The following is a 23,345-nucleotide window of genomic DNA, read 5'->3' on the forward strand; positions in this document are numbered from 1 at the left end:
CAGCCGGCCCCGATCCGCTGCGATATGGGCGCGGGGCCGGCCGTGAACTTCAGGCTCTCTAGGACTTCCAAGCTCCGTCGAAGAGCACGATTCCGTCGAGGCTCTGCTCGAGACCGTGAACGTTCTGGTTCCAGACATCGAGTGCGGCGACGTTGCCCCACACCTGCCACGGGACGGTCTCGTTGGCGCGCTCCTGGATCTGGGCCAGGACTGCCTTCTTGTCGTCGTCGGTCGTTGCGACGCCCAACTTGTCGAGGAGAGCGTCCATTTCGGCGTCGGAGTAGCCGGTCGCGTTGTTACGGCCGCCGGACTTGATGCCCGTGTACAGACGCTCGTAGGGATCGGCCTCGGCGAGGCTCAGTGCTGCGGTGCTCATGTCGTAGTCGTGATCGGCGTACATCCGCTTGACCAGATCACCTGCACCGGTGACGTATTCGATCTGAGCGTCGAAGCCGACTGCGTTGAGCATCGCCTGGATCGCCAGCGCCGTTGCCTGCGCGGACGGTTCCTGGATGGAGAGGAAGGTGATCTTGCCGTCGTAGCCGTCGGCCTTGGCCTGATCGAGCAGTTCCTTCGCCTTCGCGGGGTCGACGCCGATCGGTGCGACGTCGTTGTGCCAGCGCGAGGTGTCCTGGAAGATCTCCTGGCCGGGCAGTCCCTTGCCGTTGTTGACGCGGGTGTTCAGCGTCTCCGGGTCGACGGCCAGCGCCATCGCCTGGCGGACACGGACATCCGATCCCGGGCGGCCCGGGGCCATGTTCACGTTCGCGATGTAGCCGAGCGACGGGATGTCGACGAAGCCGGGGTAACCCGACTCGATCAGATCCAGGATCGGAGTGAGCGTACGCATGTACGCGGCGTCGATGCCGCCCGTCTTGAGAGCTTCAGCGGTGGGCTGAGCGCCGACGATGCTGATCAGCTTGAGTTTGTCGATGTTCGGTGCGCCGTCGTAGTAGTCGGGGCGAGCGGCCAACAGCAGTTCCTCGTTGGGAGCGAACTTCTCGAGGGTGAAGGCGCCGGCACCGATCGGGGTGAACTGGTCACCCTGCTGGGCGCTCGGGGCGACGATCATGCCGGGTCCGGTGGCGAGCATCGACTGGATGCCCGTCCACGGATCAACGAGATTGAAGACGACGGTCGTCGCATCGGGGGTGTCGATCGAGGCGACCTTGGAAGCCCACAGGCTCGACTGCGGTCCCTTGTTGGTGACGTAACGGTTGATGCTGTCCGCGACGGCCTTCGAATCGAAAGCCGTTCCGTCGCTGAACTTCACACCGTCGCGCAACTTCAGCGTCCAAGTCTTGCTGTCCGAACTCGCTTCGAGCGACTGGGCGAGCTTGGGCTCGAACTTCTGCGCGATGGGGTCGTAACGCATGAGCACGTCGTAGATGGCGCTGAGTTCGCTGCCACCGGTGGCGCCGGCAACCTGAGCCTTCGCGGGATCGAGAGTCGTGACTGCCGAGTAGCCGCTGAACGTCAGCGTGCCACCCTTGGTGGGAGTACCGGGATCGGCCTGCTCGTTGACCATGCCGATCTTCAGCGAGGAACCGGAATCAGCGGATTCGCCGCCGCCATTGCTCGAGCCGTTGTCGGCGCACGACGCCAGGAACATACTTGCGGTGATCGCCAGCGCAGCCGCAGCCAATCTGCGACTTCCGCGGCGGGAACTACGACTCATTCGAATGCCTCCAAGGCGGGGTAAGACCGTGACGTGATGTTGAACACGAAACAGTCTGTGACGGGAGGCACAGAAAATTGGATCGAGTCTCGCTCAGTGGAATCGGTTAAGTTGCAGGCCTCAACGGTCAGGTAAACCGACCCTGGCCAGCGAATACCCTCACCGACATCAGACCAGCCGGTCTAGTCTCGGTCGAGCGTGGCTTCCTCGAGATCGAGCTCTCGAAGCACCTTCCGAAGAACCTCGTCGTCGATCCGGCCCGCATCGCGCTCGGCGATGAACACACCTCGCTCGGCGTCGATCATCTCGAGGCGCAGCGAGCGGAAGGCATTCGACGGGCTCTCCCCCAGATCCTCGTCGCTGCGTCCGAGCCGCTCCCACGCCGAGTTCGCGCGGTGAGTGTTCCAGCTTCGCAAGATGTCGGCGGCGCGATTGCGGACCTGAGGGACGTCGTCGGCGTCGGCTCCGACCAACTCGTCCAGCCTCGCCGCAGCCGCGCGGGCAGCCTTGTCCTGAGCCGCCGCCTCGGCGCGTGCGTCCGACTGCTCTTCATCGCCCTGCACGCCGAGGACACGGATGACCCACGGCAACGTCAGGCCGTGCAGCAACAGCGTGCCGACCACGACGACAAACGTCAGGAACAGGATCAGCGAACGGCCCGGGAAGTCTTCACCACTGTTGACCGTCAACGGAATGGCGAAGGCAGCAGCCAGCGACACGACCCCTCGCATACCGGCCCACGACACGACGAACACTGCCCGCGCCGAAATCTCCGGCTCCCTCGCTCGGATACGGGGAGACAGCCAACGCGGTACGTACGTGAACGGGAACACCCAGGCGATCCGGACCACCACGACGGTCACGAGAACGGCAACCGATGCCCAGACGACGATCGAGGTGCTGTACCCCTGCAATCCGTTGACGACACTGGGCAATTGGAGCCCGATCAACAGGAAGACGAAAGACTCCAGGATCAGGTCGACGGCCCTCCACACTGCCGTGTCCTGCAAACGCGTCGCATAGCTCGCACGGGTGGAGCGCTGGCCGAGGAACAATCCGGCTACGACGACCGCGATGACGCCCGACGCGTGGACCTCTTCCGCAGCCAGGTAGGTGAAGAACGGCACCACCAATCCGATTCCGCTCTCCATCACCGGATCCTGGAGTTTGCCGCGAACCTTCGAGATGACGAAGCCCACCGCCAGGCCGATCACCGTTCCACCGACCGCTGCGACGAGGAAGGTCTCGAAGCCGCCGATCAGCGTCGCACCAGTACCCACGGCGGCGGCGAGAGCAACCTTGTACGCCGTCAGAGCGGTGGCGTCGTTGAGCAGGCTCTCGCCGCCCAGCAGGGTCATGATTCGGCGCGGCAGACCGAGCTTGCGTCCGATTGCGCTCGCGGACACCGCGTCCGGCGGCGCCACGATGGCGCCGAGAACCAGAGCAGCCGCTATCGAGAACTCCGGCACGATCAGGTAGGCGACAAAGCCCACCGCTGCCGTCGTCGCGAGGGGCAGCCCCACCGCGAGAAATCCGATCGGACGCAGATTCGAGCGCAAAGCCAGGTATGAACTGTCCAGTGCTGCCGAGTAAAGAAGTGGAGGCAACACGACGAACAGGACGAGGTCGGGATCGAGTTCCAATTCCGGAACACCCGGTATCTGACAAGCGATCAAACCGACCAGGACGAGGATCAGCGGCGAAGACAGCCCGAACCTTCGCGCGACCGCCGCCACCAGCAACGCCGCTACTACAACCCCCAGTAATATGCCGTTCACCCTGGCAGCATGCAGTATGGAAGGCGATGAAGAAAATCCTGAAGCGAGCAGCAGCTCGCACACAGCAGCCCGCACCCGCTCCGACCGGTTGCGAGGAACTAACCAATGCGCCCGAAACGGACCCGGCGGCGCTGACGCCCGGCGTCTGCCAGGAGTGCGCCGAGTTGGGCGAGGATAACTGGTCTCACCTGCGTATGTGCCTGTCCTGCGGCCACGTCGGATGCTGCGATTCCAGCCCTCATCAGCACGCCACCAACCACTACCGCGACACCGGGCATCCCGTCATGCGCTCGCACGAGCCCGGCGAATCCTGGCGCTGGTGCTACGTCCACGACCTGATGGATTGACCGCGCGCGACTCGCAGTGCACTGCGCATAGTGCCCACCTGTCACGGCGCACAGCCCTCGGTGTTGCGCACATTGCTCAATCCGTCGGGTAGCTATTGCCCAATCCGTATGCCGATGATGGACTTTGACGCAGAATCTGCACAACAGATCGACAGGTGCGGCTGGACTTTGCCGCACCGAACGGTTCGGCCTCAGGAAGTCCTGCCAAACATCACAACCACATCGTCGGCCCCACGATCTGGGGTACAGGCGGTGCGGTGATCGATGTCAACTATTGAAGGCAGGACCGGCCGTGAACAGCCCCAGCATCAACCAGAACGCTCCCGAATCACTGGCGGAGATCGAGAAGCGCGTTCTGTGGTTGTCGACCGCGATGATCCATCACGCCAACCGGGTTCGGCCGAATCCCAGCGGGCTCAAGGTCGGCGGTCATCAGGCCTCGTGCGCGTCGATGGTCTCGATCATGACGTCCCTGTGGTTCGGCCAACTTCGTTCCGGCGACCGGGTTTCCGTCAAGCCGCACGCGGCTCCGGTGCTCCACGGCATCAACTATCTGCTCGGTGAACTCGACGAGTCCTACCTGACAACGCTGCGCGAGTTCGGGGGCCTGCAGAGCTACCCGAGTCGATCAAAAGATCCTGATCCGGTGGACTATTCGACCGGTTCGGTGGGTATCGGCGCGACGGCTCCCATCTGGGGCGCCATCGCACGCCGATACGTCGACGCCTCCCTCGGCGGCGCCGGAACCGGACGTCAGTACTCCCTCGTCGGTGACGCCGAACTCGACGAGGGCGCTGTGTGGGAAGCAGTTCTCGATCATTCGGTTGCCGAACTGGGTGAGATCGTGTGGATCGTCGACCTCAACCGCCAATCACTCGACCGGGTGGTCCCGAACATCGCGGCAACCCGCCTGGAGCGCATGTTCTCGGGCGCCGGCTGGCAGGTCGTCACCGTGAAATTCGGCGCGCTCCTGGAATCGCTGTTCACCCGGCCGGGCGGCACCGCGTTGCGCGAACGAATCCTGGACATGCCGAATCCGGAGTATCAGCGTCTGCTGCGATGCACGGCCGACGAGGTACGTCTGAGACTGCCCGGCGACGCGGCGGACGCCGACGCGATCACGTCGCTGATCAACGAGCTCGACGACGCCACGGTGCTCGCGGCCATCCGCAATCTCGGTGGCCACGACCTCGACGCCCTGCGAGAGGCGTACGCGCAGATCGACGACACCCGTCCCACCGTGATCATCGCGTACACGATCAAGGGCCGAGGCCTGCCGACGCAGGGTCATCCACAGAACCACTCGTCGCTGCTCACCATCGAGCAGTACGAGCACCTGGCGGCGGAACTCGGCATGGATCCGTCGAAGCCCTGGGAACGGTTCGAGACCGACAGCCCGTCGGGCCGCATCTGCGCCGAAACCGCTGGGCGCCTGGCTCGCCCCAAGGTGGAGCATCTGGTGCCTCCGGCAGTTCCGAAAGATATCGGCCGCACTCCCTCCGGCACGTCCACCACTCAGGCAGCTCTCGGTCGGGTGCTGCTCGACCTCAGCCGCGAAGCGCCGGACGCCGCGAAACGTGTTGTCACACTGAGTCCGGACGTCAGTTCCACCACGAACCTGGCAGGCTGGCTGAACAAGGTCGGGGTGTGGTCCCCCGACGAGCGGCACAACTGGTTTGCCGACGACGCCGAAACGATCATGCACTGGCGTGAGAAGCCCACCGGGCAGCACATGGAACTCGGTATCGCCGAGACCAACCTGGTCGGGCTGATGGGCGAACTCGGTGCAACCTGGAGTCGCTGGGGCCAGCCGCTCTTCCCCATCGGCGTGATGTACGACCCGTTCATCGAGCGGGCTCTCGAACCGTGGTCGTACGGCATCTACGCCGGTGGACAGTCGATCATGGTCGGCACTCCGTCAGGCGTGACCCTGGCTGCCGAAGGTGGTGCGCACCAGTCGATCAAGACCCCCTCCATCGGACTGGAACAGCCGGGTTGCGTCAGTTTCGAACCGGCGTTCGCCGTCGACGTGGAGTGGACGCTCCTCGACAGCATCGGACGCCTCGGCCGCCCCGACGGCAGCTCGTCGTATCTGCGTCTGTCGACCCGTCCGGTCGATCAGGCCCTGGCCGCGGTGCCGACCGATCCGGCTGCGCGAGAACGCCGTCGACGTCAGGTGGTCGCCGGGGCATACACACTGCGACACAACCCTGATCCTGCCGTCACTCTGGTCGGCATGGGTGCCACTGTCACCGAAACGCTGGTTGCAGCCGAAAGACTCGGCGAGCAGGGCATTTCCGCCGACGTGGTGTGCGTGACCAGCCCGGGCTTGCTCTTCGAAGCACTCCAGTCTCGGCGCGGCCTCGCGGACGGTCCGTCGTGGATCCTGGATCAGGTCTTTCCGAGTAGCCGGTCCGCGCCGATGGTGACCGTTCTCGACGGACACCCGCACACCCTCGCGTTCCTGACGGGAATCAACAACGTTCCGGGTGCTGCGCTCGGAGTGAGCCGGTTCGGTCAGGTCGGTTCACTCGAGGACGTCTACCGGTACCACGGCCTCGACTCCGACAGCATCGTCCGCGCTGCCCTCGATCTCACTTCTTGACCAATCACACTCTCCGATGCCGAGAAGCGTCCCCGCAGGGACGCTTCTCGGGTCTGGTCAGTGCTTCAGGTTTCTAGTTCTTCCAGGCCTTGTCGAAGAACATGATTCCGTCGAGACTCTGCTGAATGCCGTGGACGTTCTGTCCCCACACACCGAGCCACGGCGTGTTGCCGTAAACCTGCCACGGCACAACCTCATTGGCGCGCTCCTGAATCTTGGCGAGCACCTCGATCTTCGCGTCGTTCGACGTCGCTACACCCAGCTGGTCGAGCAGCGTATCCATCTCCGGATCGGAGAAACTCGCGGCGTTGTTTCGCCCACCGGTCTTGAGGTTCGAGTACAGACGCTCGAACGGATCGGCTTCCGCGAGGTTGGCGGAACCTGTTGCCATGTCGAAGTCGCGGTCGGCGTACAAACGCTTGACGACGTCGGCAACCGAGTTGACGTACTCGATCTGGAAATCGAAACCGACGGCGTTGGCCATCGACTGCAGAGCCAGAGCCATCGCCTGCGCCGAATTTTCCTGCAGCGTCAGGTAAGTGATCTTGCCGTCGAAACCGTCGGCCTTGGCCTCGTCGAGAAGCTGCTTCGCCTTGGCGGTGTCGACTCCCATCGGAGCGACGTCGTTGTGCCAGCGAGAGGTGTCCTGGAAGATGACCTGCCCGGGCAGACCCTTACCTTCGTTGAGTCGGTTGTCGAGTGCGACGGGATCGGTTGCGAGGGCCAAGGCCTGGCGTACTCGCACGTCGGCACCGGGACGACCGGGAGCCGTGTTGACCAGCGAGAGGTACGACAGCGACGGGATGTCGACGAAGCCCGGGTAGCCGGAATCGATCAGATCCAGCACGTTCGGTAGCGACCGCATGTACGCGACGTCCGTGCCGCCGCTCTTGAGCGATTCGGTGGTGGACTGCGAACCGACGATGCTGATCAACCGCAGTTTGTCCACGTTCGGGGCGCCGTCGAAGTAGTCCTCCCGAGCGTCGAGGATCAATTCCTCGTTGGGAGCGAACTTCTCGAGAGTAAACGCACCGGCACCGATGGGGGCGAACTGATCGCCCTGCTGCGCGCTCGGCGCGACGATCATGCCGGGACCGGTGGAGAGCAGTGACTCGATACCGGTCCAGGGGTCGACGAGATTGAAGACGACCGTCGACGGATCCGGAGTGTCTACCGACGCGACCTTCGACGCGTACAGACTCGACTGCGGTCCCTTGTTGGTGACGTAGCGATTGAGGCTCGCCGAGACGGCCGCCGAATCCACCGGGGTGCCGTCGCTGAACTTCACGCCGTCGCGCAGTTCGAGGGTCCATGTCTTGAAGTCCGAACTCGGCTCCATCGATTCGGCGAGCTTCGGAACGAATTCCTTGGACGCCGGGTCGTACCGCAGGAGCGTGTCGTAGATCGCGCCCAACTCCGAACCGGCGACCGAACCGGCGATCTGAGTCTTCGCGGGGTCGAGATTCGTGACGGCGGAGTACCCGCTGAACGTGAGCGTGCCGCCCTTGACCGGGTCGCCCTCGCCGGATTGCTCGTTGACCGGGCCGATGGACAATCCTGAACCGGAGTCCGGTGCGTCGCCGCTCCCACCCCCGTTCCCGCTGTCAGCGCACGACGAGACGAACAGGCCGGCGGAGACTGCCAGCGCGACGGCGGCAACCTTGCGGTGACCGCGCCGAGAACTGCGACTCATTCAAAACCTCCAGGTCAGAAACTGTGATGTGAAGCATTGTCGAGACAGTTTGTGACTTAAGGCACAGGTATTAGTCGCAGGTCCCGCTCAGTGGAATGAAGCGCGACAATTGGTCAGTTTTCGAGCGACATTCGCAGGTCAGACCCTTAGCGAAGGTCAGGAATTCATTCTGATTCAGGCGCCTTTCAACGGATGAATCGCCGGAGCGCCGTCGAGGAGCGGACCAGCAGCGGCAAGCGCTGCCTGCAAATGCGGGGACTGCATATGGGCATCCAACTCCTCTTGCCCGCGCCAAGTTTCGATCGTGACGAAGGTGCCGGGCGCAGCCGCTGACTCGAACAGTTCGTACGACACACAGCCGTCCTCGGACCGACTCGCCTCCGCGAGAGTTGTCAGAGCCGATCGGACGTCGTCCTCGGAACCGGACTTGGCCGGGATGGTTGCAACTACACGAAGCTCGCTCATCGGATACCTTTCGCAGAGAGGAAGTCAGCTAGAGACGCACGCCACAAACGTACACACGAAAAGGGCAACCAATGGGGCTACTGAAGGACGTCACCGGCTGGCGACGCGGATCGAAGTTGCAGCGTCGCCTGCGCGATCTCACCGGCACGCTGGTGGTGATCACCGGTGCGGGCAGCGGCATCGGGCGTGAAACGGCCCTCGCCTTCGCGGCCCAGGGAGCTATCGTCGTCGTCTCCGACATCAACCTCGAAAGCGCGCAGGACACTGCGGCGCTCATCAACACACCCACTCAGGCCAGCGGAGCCGAAGCGGTGTTCGGTGGCGGTTCGCACGCCTACCAGGTGGACGTGTCCGACGAGCAGGCCGTGATCCGGTTCGCGGAGACCGTCGCGGCGCATCACGGCGTGCCGGACATCGTCGTCAACAATGCCGGGATCGGGTTCTCAGGGACGTTCGCCGACACCGAGCAACGCCAGTTCGAGCGCGTCATGGACATCAACTTCTGGGGAGTTGTCTACGGCTGCCGGGCATTCACCCCGATGATGATCGACCGGGGAACCGGTGGGCACGTCGTCAACCTGTCCTCGGCTGCCGCGTACACACCACAGAAGGCCCTCACTGCATATTCGACAAGCAAGGCGGCAGTATTCATGCTCTCGGATTGCCTACGGGCAGAGCTGCTTCCACACGGCATCGGCGTCAGCACCATCTGCCCCGGCCTCGTGCACACGAACATCCTCAAGACCACCGAGTTCGCCGGGACCACCGCCGAAGAACAACTCGAGAACCAGACCAAGGTCGACAACTTCTACCGCAAGCGCAACTTCACCCCCGACCGAGTCGCCAGTGCCATCGTGAAAGCGGTTCGCACGAACAAGGCGGTCGTGCCCGTGACCGTCGAAGCCAAGCTCGGACGCACGATCAGCCGGTTGTCTCCCGGGTCGATGCGCGTCGGAGCTCGGTTCGAGATCTAGGTCAGCTTCCGAAACTCAGGCTGCCCGTGAAACCCTGCTGCACATCGGCTTCCGAGCGGGGAAGAACCTCGTAGGTGCTGGCGTACTGGCCACTGAAACCGGTGACGGTGATCGGGCGTCCGACGGCGACGGCATCGACGTCGATTCCCGTCTGTGTGTTGACGAAGATGACGGTGTTTCCCTCGGCGCCCGAGACCAGGATCTTGTGGCCGTACGGCAGATCGTCGACGACGGGTCCGCTCACGATTCCGGACACCGTCACGAGACGACCTTCGCTGCCCTCACCGATTGCATTGAGGGGCAGTCGCGCCGGGCTGATCTGCGTAGTCGTGCCGATTACCTCGACGCCAGTCGGGCGGACGACGAGCAGGCCTTCCTGATCCGCGAGGACTCCGGTGACCTGAACCTGATCGCCGAGAGCAATCCCGGAGTTGTTCGGATCGCTGATGTAGATGCCCGAATTGCCGCTCTGGAGACCAAAGCCCTTGTCGTAGAAGCTGGATTCGAACACTCCAGACGGCGTAGTCGCGGTTCCCACGACGGTGACCGTCGTTCCGATGGCCTGCGCACGGGCTGCCGCGATGGAGTCCGCGGACACCTCACCGACAACTGCTGCCGGCTCCGCCGTCGCTGCAGTACCGACAAACATGGTGGCTGCGGCCGCAACTGCCAGTGCCGTCACACCCCGGCGCAGGACCGGACTCGCAAGAACGCTGTCTCGAAACATGTTTGAGGACTCCCCTGTGATTTCGTGGCCGCGCAGGTGCTCCTGATGGAGTGCCGCCTTCGCCCACCCTGAGGCACAGGTTATTACAGGTCGGACACCGCAGCGGTGGTGACATTCCGTCACCACCGCTGCGTCTAGGCTTCCGATTTTTCAGGAACCGGAGCTTCCGGACGAACCGCTCGAGCCACTGGAACCGCTGGATCCTGTTCCGCCACCGAGATCGTCGAGAGGATCGCTACCGGTGAGGCCGCCCGGGTACAGGTAGGCGTCGGAGATCGTGCTGAGCGAGGTTCCGGACGTGGCCGGTACCTTTGCTCGCCAGTTGACGATCGGGTTCAGCACTCCGAACGGTCCGCAACCACTGGCGGCGGGCAGCGCGAAGCCGGTGGCCTGGTTCCCGACCGGGCTCACCTTCAGTGCATTGTCCGGGAGCACCGTGTAGGTCGGTACCACCGACGGGTCAGGCGCGAGACGAAGATTCACCGGCGCAGCCGCGGAGCCCAGGTAGCAGTTGTCGCCGAGGAACGCGTTGTTGATCTTCATCCGCACCGGGATGCTCAGATCCATGTCGGTGATGATGCCGTTGAGGGTCGGGGCAGCGGTCGCCTCCACCTCGGCGGTGACTGCGGCGAGGCCGAACAGATTGCCGAACGGCAGGTCGATTCCGAGGACTCCACCCGGAACGGTCAACGGCTTGGAGTAGACACCGTGGTGTCCGTCGTCGCGCGGGAGAAGAACGGTGGACTCACCTTCACCGGAGCCGGCCTCGGCGGCGATGATCATGTCGCCTTTTCCGATCGGGAGGTTGAAGCCGTTGTTGTCGAAGGTTCCGCTCTGAACCACAACCGACACACAGGATTCGGCAGTAGCCGGACACACTGCGGCACCGGGTATCGAATTGTCGACCGGATCCTGAGCCGAGGCCATCGGCGCCGCGAACGCGAGGACCGCACCTGCGGTACCTGCAATGACGGCCACGCGCGTGCCGAGACGTCTGTTGCCGTTCTTGTGAGATTTCTGCACTGATTTCTCCCTGCCGTTTATGTGATGGGGGACGAAACTCGCAGTCATTGCTTGTGTTTCGACCGCCGCCGACAAGGTCTTTGCGGTGTGCTCCTACTCACAAGTAACAACTGAACAGATGTATATCACAGGACTTAGACTTAAAAACAGGGCAAAAGGGAGTTTCCTTAAAACGGACAAAATAAGCGGTACGGTGTGTAACACTCACGGGTGATGAACACGAACAGACTGGTCCTCTGCGTCGCGGCAGCGGGCCTACTCCTCAGCGGCTGCAGCAGCCAATCCGACAGCGACGCATCGGAATCCACTTCTGCTGCCACCAGCACGTCGGTCGCGGCGACGTCGAGTTCGACTGCCCCCAGTACGCTTTCCGAGCTGCCGACCAGCCCGCTCGCCGCAACAACTCCGGAAGCGGCGCCGAGCGTCGTCGAATCGACGCCACCGGCGGTATCACTACCGGTAGCGCCAGCGGCCAATGCACCGATCGACGCCCGCTCACCGGAAGAGATCGTCGCGAACGCCGGCGAGAAGGGGCAGCGGTACATCGCCGCTCTGCGTCTGGCCGGGATCCCGCCCGCCGGAATGGATTCCGCCGAGATCCTCTACGCCGACGGCACCTGCAAGGCGCTCGCTGACGGTATGCCTCGGTCCGAAGTGCTGGCGGAGTTCAACTCCGTCGGCGAGGTGTACTCACAGATCACGCCGATGTCCTCGCAGCGCGTTGCCGAGATCTACGTCGACACGGCGGAGCAGACGTACTGCTGATCAGGCCTTGCCGGCCAACCAGCCGTGCAGCCAGGATGTAGCCGAATTGCCTGCGCCGTCAACGACGTAACGCGTGTAGTCGGTGTGGACCTGCGAGCCGTAGAAGTCGACCAACTGATCGATGCGCCGCGAGTTCGCGCCCGGATCGAGCTGGGCCATCAGAGCGGGGAGACCGCCTGCGGTGATCAGATCATTGACGATCACGGCGGCCTCGTCGCGCAGCGCGAGCGCACTGGCCGGAGTGGGATCGGACGCCTGAGCCATGAATCCGGCCAGACGCATCACGAAATCGTCCTTCGGCGTCGAGCAGTACAGGTCACCGACCGCGCAGAGCGTCACCGTTTTGCCTGACAGCCAACCGAATCCACCGATGCGAGGGCCGCTGGCACCGTTACCGCCGACAGCGGGGCCGATCAGGACGTCGGACTCGGAACGACGGGGATCGGACAGCAAGCCGACGCCCTCGACGCGAGTCGGGGGGACCACGCCGATGCCGGTTCCGATCTCGGCGGCGAGATCGCCTGCCGCGTCCGCGCCCTGGCTGTATCCGACGATGGCGAAGCGAGTGTCACCGCACGAGGCGGCCATGGCGCCGATCATGCCGCGGGCATTGTCGACGGCCTGCTGCTTCGACTTGGCGTAGACGTTGGACTCCCACGGGAAGGCCGTCGCCGAGTAGGTGACGTAATCGGTGCGAACGGAGCCCGGAAGCCCGTTGGTCACCGGGGCGAGCATGCCGGCGCCGGGCCTGGTGCCCGAGGGCTCCCAGGTTCCCGGGATGGCCACGACGTACAGGCTGGGGCAGGGATCAGCCGACGCCACGGGAGCACTGACAACCGGTACCACTACTGCCGCAGCAAATGCCGACAACACCGCAACGAGACGCCTCGCACGCATGAAACTCCCCTGTTTTACCTTCAGCAACCCATACACCACTATCGGTGCTCCGGAATCATACTGTCTGGGCGTTGTGTCTGTCCGATGCACGATTGATGAAGGTTTGTTACAGATCTTGCGAATTGCTTGCAGAAACAAAGCCGCACCCCACCGAATGCGGTGGGGTGCGGCTTAGTGAGAGCCTCTAGCGCTGCGGAGCCGCTGTCGGGTGGATCGGTGACGGAAGGGCCGTGACGCCCTCGAGGTAGGTGTCCACAGCGGCTGCCGCGGAACGTCCCTCGGCGATGGCCCAGACGATCAGGGACTGACCGCGGCCCATGTCGCCGGCCACGAACACACCGTCGACGTTGGTGTTCCACTTGGACGTGCGGGCGACGTTGCCACGCTCGTTCAAGTCGACACCGAGATCGGTGAGCAGACCCGGCTTCTCGGGACCGACGAAGCCCATGGCCAGGAGCACGAGATCGGCTTCGAGCTCGAAGTCCGAGCCCTCGACCTTCTCGAAGCGACCCGACTTCATCTCGACCTCGTGAGCCTTGAGACCGGTGACCTTGCCGTTTTCACCGACGAAGTTCTCGGTGTTGACGGAGAACAGACGCTCGCCGCCTTCCTCGTGAGCGGAAGCCACGCGGAACATGAGCGGGTACGTCGGCCACGGAGTCTGCTCGGCGCGAGTCTCCGGCGGACGCGGCATGATCTCGAACTGGTGGACGCTGGTCGCGCCCTGACGGTGCGAGGTGCCGAGGCAGTCGGCTCCGGTGTCGCCGCCGCCGATGATGACAACCTTCTTGCCCTCAGCGGTGATGGTGGGAGCGTCGAGGTCACCCAACTGCACACGGTTGGCGATCGGCAGGAACTCCATCGCCTGATGGATGCCGTCCAGTTCGCGGCCCGGGATCGGCAGATCGCGAGCTGCGGTGGCGCCGCCGGCCAGAACCACTGCGTCGAACTGCTCGCGCAGCTCGTCCGCGGTGATGTCCACGCCGACATTGACGTTGGTCTTGAAGACGGTGCCTTCGGCTTCCATCTGCTCGAGACGGCGGTCGATGTGCCGCTTCTCCATCTTGAACTCGGGGATGCCGTAGCGCAGCAGGCCGCCGATGCGGTCTGCCCGCTCGAAGACCGTCACTGCGTGACCGGCGCGGGTCAGCTGCTGCGCTGCAGCCAGACCGGCCGGACCACTGCCGACAACTGCGACCTTCTTGTTGGTGGCGTGCGCGGCGCGAACCGGCTTGACCCACCCTTCGTCGAAGGCCTTGTCGATGATCTCGACCTCGACCTGCTTGATGGTCACCGGATCCTGGTTGATGCCCAGGACACAGGACGCCTCACAGGGTGCGGGGCACAGACGACCGGTGAACTCCGGGAAGTTGTTGGTCGCGTGCAGACGCTCGATGGCGTCGTGCCAGTGGTCCTTGTAAACCAGGTCGTTCCACTCGGGAATCAAGTTTCCGAGAGGGCAACCGTTGTGGCAGAAAGGAATTCCGCAGTCCATGCAACGGCTGGCTTGGGTCTTGAGGGTTTCCTTCGGGAACTCCTCGTAGACCTCTTTCCAGTCGAGCAGGCGCAACGGCACCGGCCGGCGAACCGGAAGTTCGCGCGACGTGTGCTTCAGGAAGCCGCTTGGATCACCCACGAGCTGCCTCCATAACTGCCTCGTCCACGTTCTTGCCATCCTTCTCTGCGGCCGCGATGGCCAAAAGAACCTTCTTGTAGTCGCGGGGCATCACCTTTGCGAAGTGACCCACCTGCTGCGACCAGTCAGCGAGGATGCGCGTGGCAACCTCGGAGCCGGTTTCGTCGCGATGACGTTCGATGGCGCCCTTCAACCAGGTGAAGTCGTCGCCCGAAAGATCCTCGAGGTCCACCAGTTCGGTGTTGAGGTTCTTCTCGAATGCCTTGTCGGGGTTGTAGATGTACGCGACGCCACCGGACATGCCGGCGCCGAAGTTACGTCCGGTGGCTCCGAGGATGACCACCTTTCCACCCGTCATGTACTCGCAACCATGATCGCCCACACCCTCGACGACGGCAGTGGCGCCGGAGTTACGGACTGCGAAGCGTTCGCCGACGACACCGCGAAGCAGAGCCTCGCCGCTGGTGGCGCCGAACAGGATGACGTTGCCACCGATGATGTTGTCCTCGGCGACAAAGCCTTCCGCTGCATCGAGCGGCGGGCGTACGACGATGCGTCCACCCGAGAGGCCCTTGCCGACGAAGTCGTTGGCGTCGCCGTGCAGGCGCAGGGTCATACCGCTGGGCACGAAAGCACCGAAGCTGTTACCGGCGGAACCGGTGAACGTGATGTCGATGGTGCCCTCGGGCAAGCCCTCTCCACCGAACGCCTTGGTGACCTCGTGGCCGAGCATGGTGCCGACCGTGCGGTTGACGTTGGTGATCGCGGACTCGAAGGAGACCGCCTCACCCTTGTCGAGTGCGTTGCGGGCCGAAACGATCAACTGCTGATCGAGTGCCTTGTCGAGACCGTGATCCTGCGTGCCGGTGCAGTGGACGTCCTGGTCCATGAACGCGGACTCGACCTGGGTGAGGATCGGCGACAGATCGAGATTGCCTGCCTTGCTTCCCTTCCAGTGATCGAGAGCGCGCGTGGTGTCCAGCATGTCGACCTGGCCGACGGCTTCGAGCAGCGTGCGGAACCCGAGTTCCGCGAGAAGCTCGCGAACCTCTTCGGCGATGAACATGAAGAAGTTCTCGACGAATTCCGGCTTGCCGCTGAAACGCTGACGCAGCAACGGGTTCTGCGTCGCGACACCGACGGGGCAGGTGTCGAGGTGGCAGACGCGCATCATGATGCAGCCCGAGACCACCAGCGGTGCGGTGGCGAAACCGAACTCCTCGCCGCCGAGCAGGGCAGCGACGACGACGTCGCGACCCGTCTTGAGCTGGCCGTCGACCTGCACGACGATGCGGTCACGGAGACCGTTGAGCAGCAACGTCTGCTGGGTCTCGGCGAGGCCGAGTTCCCACGGTGCGCCCGCGTGCTTGACGGAGGTCAGCGGGGTGGCGCCGGTGCCACCGTCGTGACCGGAGATCAGAACGACGTCGGCATGCGCCTTGGAGACACCGGCCGCGACGGTTCCGACGCCGACCTCGGAGACCAGCTTCACGTGGATGCGGGCCTGCGGGTTGGCGTTCTTCAGGTCGTGGATCAGCTGAGCGAGATCCTCGATCGAATAGATGTCGTGGTGCGGCGGCGGCGAAATCAGCCCGACGCCAGGCGTGGAGTGCCGAACCTCGGCCACCCACGGGTACACCTTGTGAGCCGGAAGCTGGCCGCCCTCACCGGGCTTGGCTCCCTGCGCCATCTTGATCTGGATGTCGGTGCAGTTGCTCAGGTAGTGCGAGGTGACACCGAAGCGTCCCGACGCGACCTGCTTGATGGCACTGCGTCGCAGATCGCCGTTCTCGTCCGGCGTGAAGCGCGACGGATGTTCGCCGCCCTCACCGGAATTGGAGCGGGCGCCCAGACGGTTCATCGCGATGGCGAGAGTCTCGTGAGCCTCGGCGGAGATGGAGCCGTAGCTCATCGCACCCGTCGAGAATCGCTTGACGATCTCGCTGGCCGGCTCGACCTCGTCGATCGAGATCGACGGCCGCTTGCCGATGTTGAAGTCGAACAGACCACGCAGAGCGGCAAGGCGCTCCGACTGGTCGTTGACCATGGTCGTGTACTCCTTGAACACCTCGTACTGACCTGTGCGAGTTGCGTGCTGGAGCTTGAAGACCGTGTCCGGGTTGAACAGGTGGTACTCGCCTTCACGACGCCACTGGTACTCGCCGCCGACCTCGAGCTCGCGGTGAGCGCGCTCTTCGGGGCGATCGAGGTACGCGATGCGGTGACGTGCTTCGACGTCGGCTGCGATCTGGTCGAGGCCGATGCCACCGAGCTGCGACTGCAGACCGGTGAAGTACTCGTCCGTCAGCTCCTGCGAGAGGCCGATGACCTGGAACAGCTGAGCACCGGTGTACGACGCGAGCGTCGAGATGCCCATCTTGGACATCACCTTCAGGACACCCTTGCCGGCTGCCTTGATGTAGTTCGCGATGCCCTTCTCGAGGGTCAGACCCTCGAGCTCGCCGTTCTGCAGGAACTCGTCGATGGTCTCGAAAGCCATGTACGGGTTGACCGCTGCGGCACCGAAGCCGATGAGGAGCGCCATGTGGTGCACCTCGCGGGCGTCGCCGGCCTCGACGATGAGTCCGACCTTGGTGCGCGACTTCTCGCGAACCAGGTGGTGGTGCACGGCCGAGGTGAGGAGCAGCGACGGGATCGGCGCGTAGTCCTCGGTGGACTCCCGGTCCGAGAGCACGACGATGCGTGCGCCACCCTCGATTGCCTGCGAGACCTGGTACTTGATGCCCTCGAGCGCACGACGGATACCGTCGCCGCCTTCCTTGACGGGGTACAGGCCGCGGATCACGACGCTGCGGAAGCCCGGGAATTCGCCGTCGTCGTTGACGTGAACGAGCTTCGACAGGTCGTCGTTGTGCAGGATCGGCTGCGGGAGCGCAATCTGCTTGCAGGAGTCCGCATTCGGGTGCAGCAGGTCGCCCTCGGGGCCGATGGTCGCGCCGAGGCTGGTGACAACCTCTTCACGAATCGCGTCGAGAGGCGGGTTGGTGACCTGAGCGAAGAGCTGCGAGAAGTAGTCGAACAGCATCCGGGGACGTGACGAGAGCACGGCGATCGGAGTGTCGGTACCCATCGAGCCCAGTGCCTCGGCACCGGAAAGTGCCATCGGCTTGACCAGCAGGTTGACCTCTTCGTTGGTGAAACCGAAGAGCTGCTGACGCAGCACGACGCGCTCGTGCGACATGTACGTGTACGGACGGTCCGGCAGGTCGTCCATGTGGATCAGACCTTCGTCGATCCACTGCTGGTACGGGTGCTCGGCAGCGAGTTCGTTCTTCAGTTCCTCGTCGCTGATGACCCGGCCCTGCGCAGTGTCCACGAGGAACATGCGGCCCGGCTGGAGGCGGACCTTGCGGACCACGGTGGACGGATCGATCGGCAGAACGCCGACCTCCGACGCCATGACGACGAGGCCGTCTTCGGTGATCCACAGACGCGACGGACGCAGACCGTTGCGGTCCAGCACGGCGCCGATGACGGTGCCGTCGGTGAAGCACACCGACGCCGGTCCGTCCCAGGGCTCCATGAGTGCCGAGTGGTACTCGTAGAACGCCCGACGAGCGGGGTCCATGCTCTCGTGCTTCTCCCAGGCTTCCGGGATCATCATGAGAACTGCGTGCGGCAAGCTGCGGCCGGCGAGGTGCAGCATCTCGAGCACCTCGTCGAAACGAGCGGTGTCACTGGCGCCCTGGGTGCAGATCGGGAAGATCTTGTCCAGGTTCTCGCGGCCACCGAAGACGTCGCTGTCGATGAGGGACTCGCGAGCGCGCATCCAGTTCTCGTTGCCGGTGACGGTGTTGATCTCACCGTTGTGAGCGACCCGGCGGAACGGGTGCGCCAGCGGCCACGACGGGAACGTGTTGGTGGAGAAGCGCGAGTGGACCAGGCCCAGTGCGCTCTCGACACGATCGTCCTGCAGGTCGAGGTAGAAACCCTTGAGCTGCGGGGTGGTGAGCATGCCCTTGTAGACGAACGTCTGGCCGGACAGGCTGGGGAAGTACACGGTCTCGCTACCCGGGCCACCCTTGCCGGCGCCTTCGGAGCCGAGTTCGTGCTCGGTGCGCTTACGCACCACGTATGCACGACGCTCGAGATCCATGCCGGTGTACTTGTCACCCTCGGAGCCGATGAAGATCTGACGGAACGTCGGCATCGCGTCGCGCGCCAGTGCGCCCAGCGATGAGTCGTCGGTTCCGACCTCGCGCCAGCCGAGAACCTTCAGGCCCTCTTCGACGACGATCTTCTCGACTGCAGCAGCAGCCTCGTGTGCATCGGCGTCGCCCTGCGGGAGGAATGCGATACCGGTTGCGTACGCGCCTTCGGCGGGCAGCGCGAAGTCCACGACAGCTCGGAAGAACTTGTCGGGAACCTGCAGCAGAATGCCCGCACCGTCACCCGTGTTGGGTTCTGATCCGGCAGCGCCGCGATGCTCGAGGTTGACCAGAGCGGTGATCGCCTTTTCGACGATGTCCCTGCTGCGGCGACCATGCATGTCGACAACAAATGCGACTCCACAGGAGTCGTGCTCATTGGACGGGTGATAGAGGCCCTGGGGGCCTGGAAGTTGCTTCATACCCAGCCTTCGTATGCCATAAAGATGCACCGACGACCAGCAGCGCTGATGGCCATCAACTTGCAATGCAAGTCCTTCAAAGCACCGACACGACGATGTGTTCGGTACCACCGAAGTAGCCGCCCTGCGCAGACGCGATGGTGTGCGTTCTGGCACCCGGCGACGTGAGTCTTCGGTCGGTTGAAACTTTTGTGAGTCAACCGTGTAACGAAAACGATAATTCAGAACCCCGGCACGGGCGCAACTAAGGTAGCCCTATAATTGCTCTGAACTGCGGCGATGCAGGGAGCCAGAAGGCCCCTCGACAGATTTCGGAGCTGCGTCTGTGCAGAGAAGTTCCGATTCACAGGATACCGAATCCGCAGGAAACAGGCGCGATGGGCGATGAATGCAACAACTGGCCGCAGCGATAGAAATCAGCTGCGGCCAGTGCGCCTCGAACTGTAACAAAAGTTGATCGATCAACCAAGGTCCAGGCCTGAATTGTTTGCTCGCAGAATGCCATCGCTGTAATTTCCGTAGGCTCACCCTTGAGAAGACGGGTGGCGAAGAGCAAATGACAACAGCAGTAGTGGTGGGCAGTGGTCCCAACGGTCTCGCGGCGGCGATCGAACTCGCCCGCGCCGGAATCGACGTTCATGTCATCGAGGGTGCGGACAAGATCGGCGGCGGCACCCGCAGCAGCGAATACATCGTCGACGGACTCGTCCACGACGATTGCTCCGCCTTCCATCCCACGGCCTTGGCTTCTCCCTACTTCAAGGAACTCGACCGCGAATTCGGGCTCGCCAAGCATGGCCTGACGTGGCTGTGGCCCGAGATCGATTTGGTCCATCCACTCGACGACGGCACCGCCGGGGTTCTGTGGCGTGACATCAACCGGACCGCTGAGGGACTGGGTGTCGACGGCAAGCGCTGGCTCGACGTCTTCGGATACCTCGCCGAGAACTTCGACGAGTTGGTGCAGGACGTCTTCAAGCCGATCGTGCACGTCCCGAAGCACCCGCTGATGCTCGCGCGTTTCGGGACGGGCGCTCTGCTTCCCGCGACTGGTTTCGCGCGGATGTTCAAGACCCCACAAGCCCGGGCACTGTTCGGTGGCGTCGCGGCGCACATGTTCGGGCGGTTGGACCTTCCCATGTCCAGCGCTGTCGCGTCGATGCTCACCGCGGCCGCTCATGCACACGGTTGGCCTGTGGCACAAGGTGGTTCGGGCTCAATTGCAGCCGCGCTCGCCTCGATTCTGCGCAGCCTCGGTGGCACCATCGAAACCGGGAACTGGGTCACCAACTACTCCCAGATCGCCGATTACGACATCGTGATGCTCGACATCGCTCCCGATGCGGCCGGTCGTCTGCTCGACGGTCGGCAGCCCGACCGCATTGCCCGGGCCTACCGCAAATTCCGCTACGGCACCGCCGCGTACAAGGTCGACTACGCCGTGCGTGGTGATTCCGACGGAAGCGTCGTGCCGTGGACGAATCCGCATGCCCGCAAGGCCGGCACCCTGCACCTGTCCGGGACGATTTCGCAAACTGCTGCTGTCGAACGTCAGACCGTGCGGGGTCAGATGCCGGACAAGCCTTTCATTCTGTTGGGCCAGCAATTCTTGGCCGACCCTTCCCGTTCCGTCGGAGACATCCATCCCGTGTGGGCGTATGCGCATGTGCCGCACGGATATCCAGGTGACGCCACCGATGTGGTCACGCGCCAGATCGAACGCTTTGCGCCGGGGTTCCGGGACCGGATCGTGGGCGTCCACGTGCGCAATGTGCCGCAGATGCAGGCGTACAACCCCAACTACGTGGGTGGCGACATCTCCGCTGGGGCGAACACTGCGCGGCAGATCATCGCGCGCCCCCGGTTCGGGCTGGACCCCTATGCCACCGGCGCCCCGGGCGTGTACCTCTGCTCGTCCGCGACTCCCCCGGGCGGCGGGGTCCACGGGATGGGTGGGTTCAATGCTGCGCGGGCTGCACTTCAATCCACGTTGATTCCATAATCAGTTGCGACACCCCTGAGACCAGATGCGTAGCCTTGCCCCACTGCTCGAAACTTCCATACCCCGGCGCGTCGATACAACTCCCCGACGACCAGCGCAGTTTCAGTCGTAAGTCCGTCGATCGGAAAGTTGATCACCGTCCGACCAGTGTCAAGATCGACGACGGTCGCATGAAGGCCACGAAGACTCGAGAACTGCCCACGGTCGACCGATCCGACAATCACGATCTTCTCGGTGTACATTTCCGCTCGGGGCAGATCCATCCGGATGGAATCACGACCGGCATTGCCGTTCTCCGCCTGGCGGCACTCGTAATTCACAGCGCCGGTGGGATGCACCGACTGGTTGTAGAAGACAAAATCAGCATCCGATTGCACTCTCTCGTTCGCGCCGAGAAGTAGGGCCGACGTGTCCACATTGACTTCGACAGGATTTTGGTGCCATGCAAGCGAGACACGAATCCGCATCGTCCCAATTGGGGTGTTCGAACCTTTGGCCAACGTCAAGATATTTGGAACGATGGATGTCTCGCCTGAGTCCAGGAACCTCCCTCGGTCGAGGACGCGTTCCGTCGCGGCCTGTACGTCCGCCAAGGAGGGAGACGAATACAGCGGTTTGATCAAGATGATGTGTTCGTATTCGACACCGATCAGGCAATCACCCAGATCGACACCACGCAAGCTCTCCGGAATCTGCCCATTCTCCGAAGGTCCGAGCACGAGAAAGACGGAGTATTTATCTCTCCACGGCGCAAAATACACATTCGAAATACCCGCCGGAGAAGATACGTCCTTCTTGTAACTGTCACCGTCGAGGGAGTCCCACCCGGCCCCCGACAACTCCCGCTTGAAAGCCCACGAAAGTTCGATCGGCCCGTGGTCGTGAGGTCTGAGATGTTGAAGACCTGGAAGGTGCCAAATACGACGGTGAACCGATCGGGCGAAGATTTCAGCAAAGGTGCTGGGCACCAGCGTTTTCTGTGCCAACCCCGTGAACCAAGGTGCCTCCAGCGCGTCAAGGGGATTGACGAATTCGCGGAGCACCCGACCAGAATCGGCATCCGGCAGAACAGTAACGATGATCGCGGAACTGTCCGCACTCTCGATCCCGAACCACAACACGTTCTCGATGCTCGGGAAGGATCCGAGCCATCCACCATCTGTCGCCGAACTGCGGAACGCGGGAATAACTCCGGCAACGGCTGTTAAGCAACTGGCCAGATTTGACGAACCGTAGACGACAAGGCTCAGACCTACGCTTGACATAAGCCCGAACGCCATCTGTATCGGGTCATTCTCGCCAAGGCCCGGGTCACTCAACCTAGCCGTGTCACTCGAGTCCGGAGACATAATTGGCAGCCCGTCAGGAGTGACATTCCCGGACCTCGAAAAGCGCCCTTCTCGTACCATCGCTTCATAAGTCTCGGCCATTTGCGGCCCGACCAGGATTCCACCGATATGTTCCGACACCGCAACACCTTTGGCGGCGCAATGAGTAAAGTAGTTCCAGATCTCGTCACGTTCGGGCCCGGGACGAGACATGATCGCCCTGATCGCTTCCGCACTTTCCGGAAGATGCTTCACGGCGAGCGATTCCACAATGTTGACAATAGCCTGGACAACCTTGTCCATATCGATGTCGTTGGAACTTCCCGAATAGCTGTCGACCAATGCCTGTGCCACGTCTGACAATCCTGGTCGCAGGGTTTGATGAGTCGCCCAGTTCGGAACGGCCGCTATTCGTTCCGTAGCCCAATCAGTGGTCGGCGCCTTCGTTCGGGAGAACATACCCATGATGCACAGCCCTTCTGATCCTGCTACAACCGAGCCTCGGACTCTCCTTCGAGTGCTGCGAGTTTCCTCAGCAACGTCCATCGTTTCGACACAACGCGGTCACAGGAAGACACGATCCCCGTACGAGTTGTCCACTTCGACATCCAGATTGACACCTCAGTGCCACCGTCAGCAGTGGGCGAAAGGCTGATTGACACCACAGGGTTCTCCGAGTTCCACGAACTGAGCCCGAACCCTCGCGATTGGAAGTTCATCAAACCCTCACCCTGGACGTTCTTCCATCCAACCCCACTGAAGTGGTTTTCGATTGTCTGTTGAACTGTCGGGGGGTCAGCGGAATGCACAACATCCATTTGCTGTTTGGCGTAGGC

Annotated in this window: 15 protein-coding genes; 5 read left to right on the forward strand and 10 right to left on the reverse strand. The window is 63.1% G+C overall.

The genetic code is table 11. The features are described 5' to 3' along the window. Positions 1–58 precede the first annotated feature (58 nt). Both DBV08_RS06975 and DBV08_RS06980 read right to left on the reverse strand, forming a co-directional pair. Positions 59–1,678, reverse strand: a complete 1,620-nt coding sequence (locus DBV08_RS06975) for an ABC transporter substrate-binding protein (RefSeq protein ID WP_124566957.1) — start codon at positions 1,676–1,678, stop codon at positions 59–61. A gap of 182 nt (positions 1,679–1,860) precedes the next feature. Further along, positions 1,861–3,456 (reverse strand): Na+/H+ antiporter, encoded by a 1,596-nt coding sequence (locus DBV08_RS06980; RefSeq protein ID WP_030536674.1) that lies wholly within the window; start codon positions 3,454–3,456, stop codon positions 1,861–1,863. Between the two features lie 26 nt (positions 3,457–3,482). Here DBV08_RS06980 and DBV08_RS06985 point away from each other — a divergent pair, with 26 nt between their 5' ends. After that, on the forward strand, positions 3,483–3,803 hold the full coding sequence (locus tag DBV08_RS06985; RefSeq protein ID WP_124566958.1) for a UBP-type zinc finger domain-containing protein: 321 nt from the start codon (positions 3,483–3,485) through the stop codon (positions 3,801–3,803). A 292-nt stretch (positions 3,804–4,095) separates the two neighbouring features. After that, positions 4,096–6,408 carry a transketolase-like TK C-terminal-containing protein gene (locus DBV08_RS06990; protein WP_124566959.1) on the forward strand — a complete coding sequence of 771 codons (2,313 nt, stop codon included), beginning with the start codon at positions 4,096–4,098 and terminating at the stop codon, positions 6,406–6,408. 73 nt (positions 6,409–6,481) lie between these two features. Here the strand turns inward: DBV08_RS06990 and DBV08_RS06995 are convergent, their stop codons facing one another. Together DBV08_RS06995 and DBV08_RS07000 are read right to left on the reverse strand one after the other, a co-directional pair. Next, complete coding sequence (locus tag DBV08_RS06995) at positions 6,482–8,101, reverse strand: ABC transporter substrate-binding protein (RefSeq protein WP_124566960.1); 1,620 nt, start codon at positions 8,099–8,101, stop codon at positions 6,482–6,484. 174 nt (positions 8,102–8,275) lie between these two features. After that, entirely contained in the window at positions 8,276–8,566 is a 291-nt protein-coding gene (locus tag DBV08_RS07000; protein ID WP_003943546.1) for a putative quinol monooxygenase, read from the reverse strand. A gap of 71 nt (positions 8,567–8,637) precedes the next feature. Between DBV08_RS07000 and DBV08_RS07005 the strand changes: the two genes are divergently transcribed. Then, positions 8,638–9,540, forward strand: a complete 903-nt coding sequence (locus DBV08_RS07005; RefSeq protein WP_124566961.1) for an SDR family NAD(P)-dependent oxidoreductase — start codon at positions 8,638–8,640, stop codon at positions 9,538–9,540. Between the two features lies 1 nt (position 9,541). Here the strand turns inward: DBV08_RS07005 and DBV08_RS07010 are convergent, their stop codons facing one another. Continuing rightward, on the reverse strand, positions 9,542–10,267 hold the full coding sequence (locus tag DBV08_RS07010) for a hypothetical protein (RefSeq protein ID WP_124566962.1): 726 nt from the start codon (positions 10,265–10,267) through the stop codon (positions 9,542–9,544). Positions 10,268–10,417: 150 nt separating this feature from the next. Further along, complete coding sequence (locus DBV08_RS07015) at positions 10,418–11,290, reverse strand: hypothetical protein (protein WP_003943530.1); 873 nt, start codon at positions 11,288–11,290, stop codon at positions 10,418–10,420. Positions 11,291–11,503: 213 nt separating this feature from the next. Here DBV08_RS07015 and DBV08_RS07020 point away from each other — a divergent pair, with 213 nt between their 5' ends. After that, the gene (locus DBV08_RS07020) at positions 11,504–12,055 is read left to right on the forward strand and encodes a DUF732 domain-containing protein (RefSeq protein ID WP_124566963.1); all 552 of its coding nucleotides are present in this window, start codon (positions 11,504–11,506) and stop codon (positions 12,053–12,055) included. Here DBV08_RS07020 and DBV08_RS07025 read toward each other — a convergent pair whose 3' ends face one another. From DBV08_RS07025 to gltB, 3 genes are all read right to left on the reverse strand, one after another. Next, entirely contained in the window at positions 12,056–12,952 is an 897-nt protein-coding gene (locus DBV08_RS07025) for a cutinase family protein (RefSeq protein WP_185564487.1), read from the reverse strand. Between the two features lie 184 nt (positions 12,953–13,136). After that, positions 13,137–14,588, reverse strand: coding sequence for a glutamate synthase subunit beta (locus tag DBV08_RS07030; protein WP_065456394.1), 1,452 nt, complete (start codon positions 14,586–14,588; stop codon positions 13,137–13,139). Beyond that, positions 14,581–19,179 (reverse strand): glutamate synthase large subunit, encoded by a 4,599-nt coding sequence (gene gltB / locus DBV08_RS07035; RefSeq protein ID WP_083058061.1) that lies wholly within the window; start codon positions 19,177–19,179, stop codon positions 14,581–14,583. Before gltB ends, DBV08_RS07030 begins: the two co-directional genes overlap by 8 nt. Positions 19,180–19,735: 556 nt before the next feature. On the opposite strand from gltB, the gene DBV08_RS07040 reads away from it, so the two are divergent. Further along, on the forward strand, positions 19,736–21,181 hold the full coding sequence (locus DBV08_RS07040; RefSeq protein ID WP_124566965.1) for an NAD(P)/FAD-dependent oxidoreductase: 1,446 nt from the start codon (positions 19,736–19,738) through the stop codon (positions 21,179–21,181). On the opposite strand, the gene DBV08_RS07045 is transcribed toward DBV08_RS07040, so the two are convergent. After that, entirely contained in the window at positions 21,160–22,863 is a 1,704-nt protein-coding gene (locus DBV08_RS07045) for a TerD family protein (protein ID WP_185564489.1), read from the reverse strand. The genes DBV08_RS07040 and DBV08_RS07045 overlap by 22 nt on opposite strands. Between the last annotated feature and the right edge of the window lie 482 nt (positions 22,864–23,345).

The organism is Rhodococcus sp. KBW08, assembly GCF_003852455.1.
Lineage (GTDB): Bacteria > Actinomycetota > Actinomycetes > Mycobacteriales > Mycobacteriaceae > Rhodococcus_F > Rhodococcus_F baikonurensis.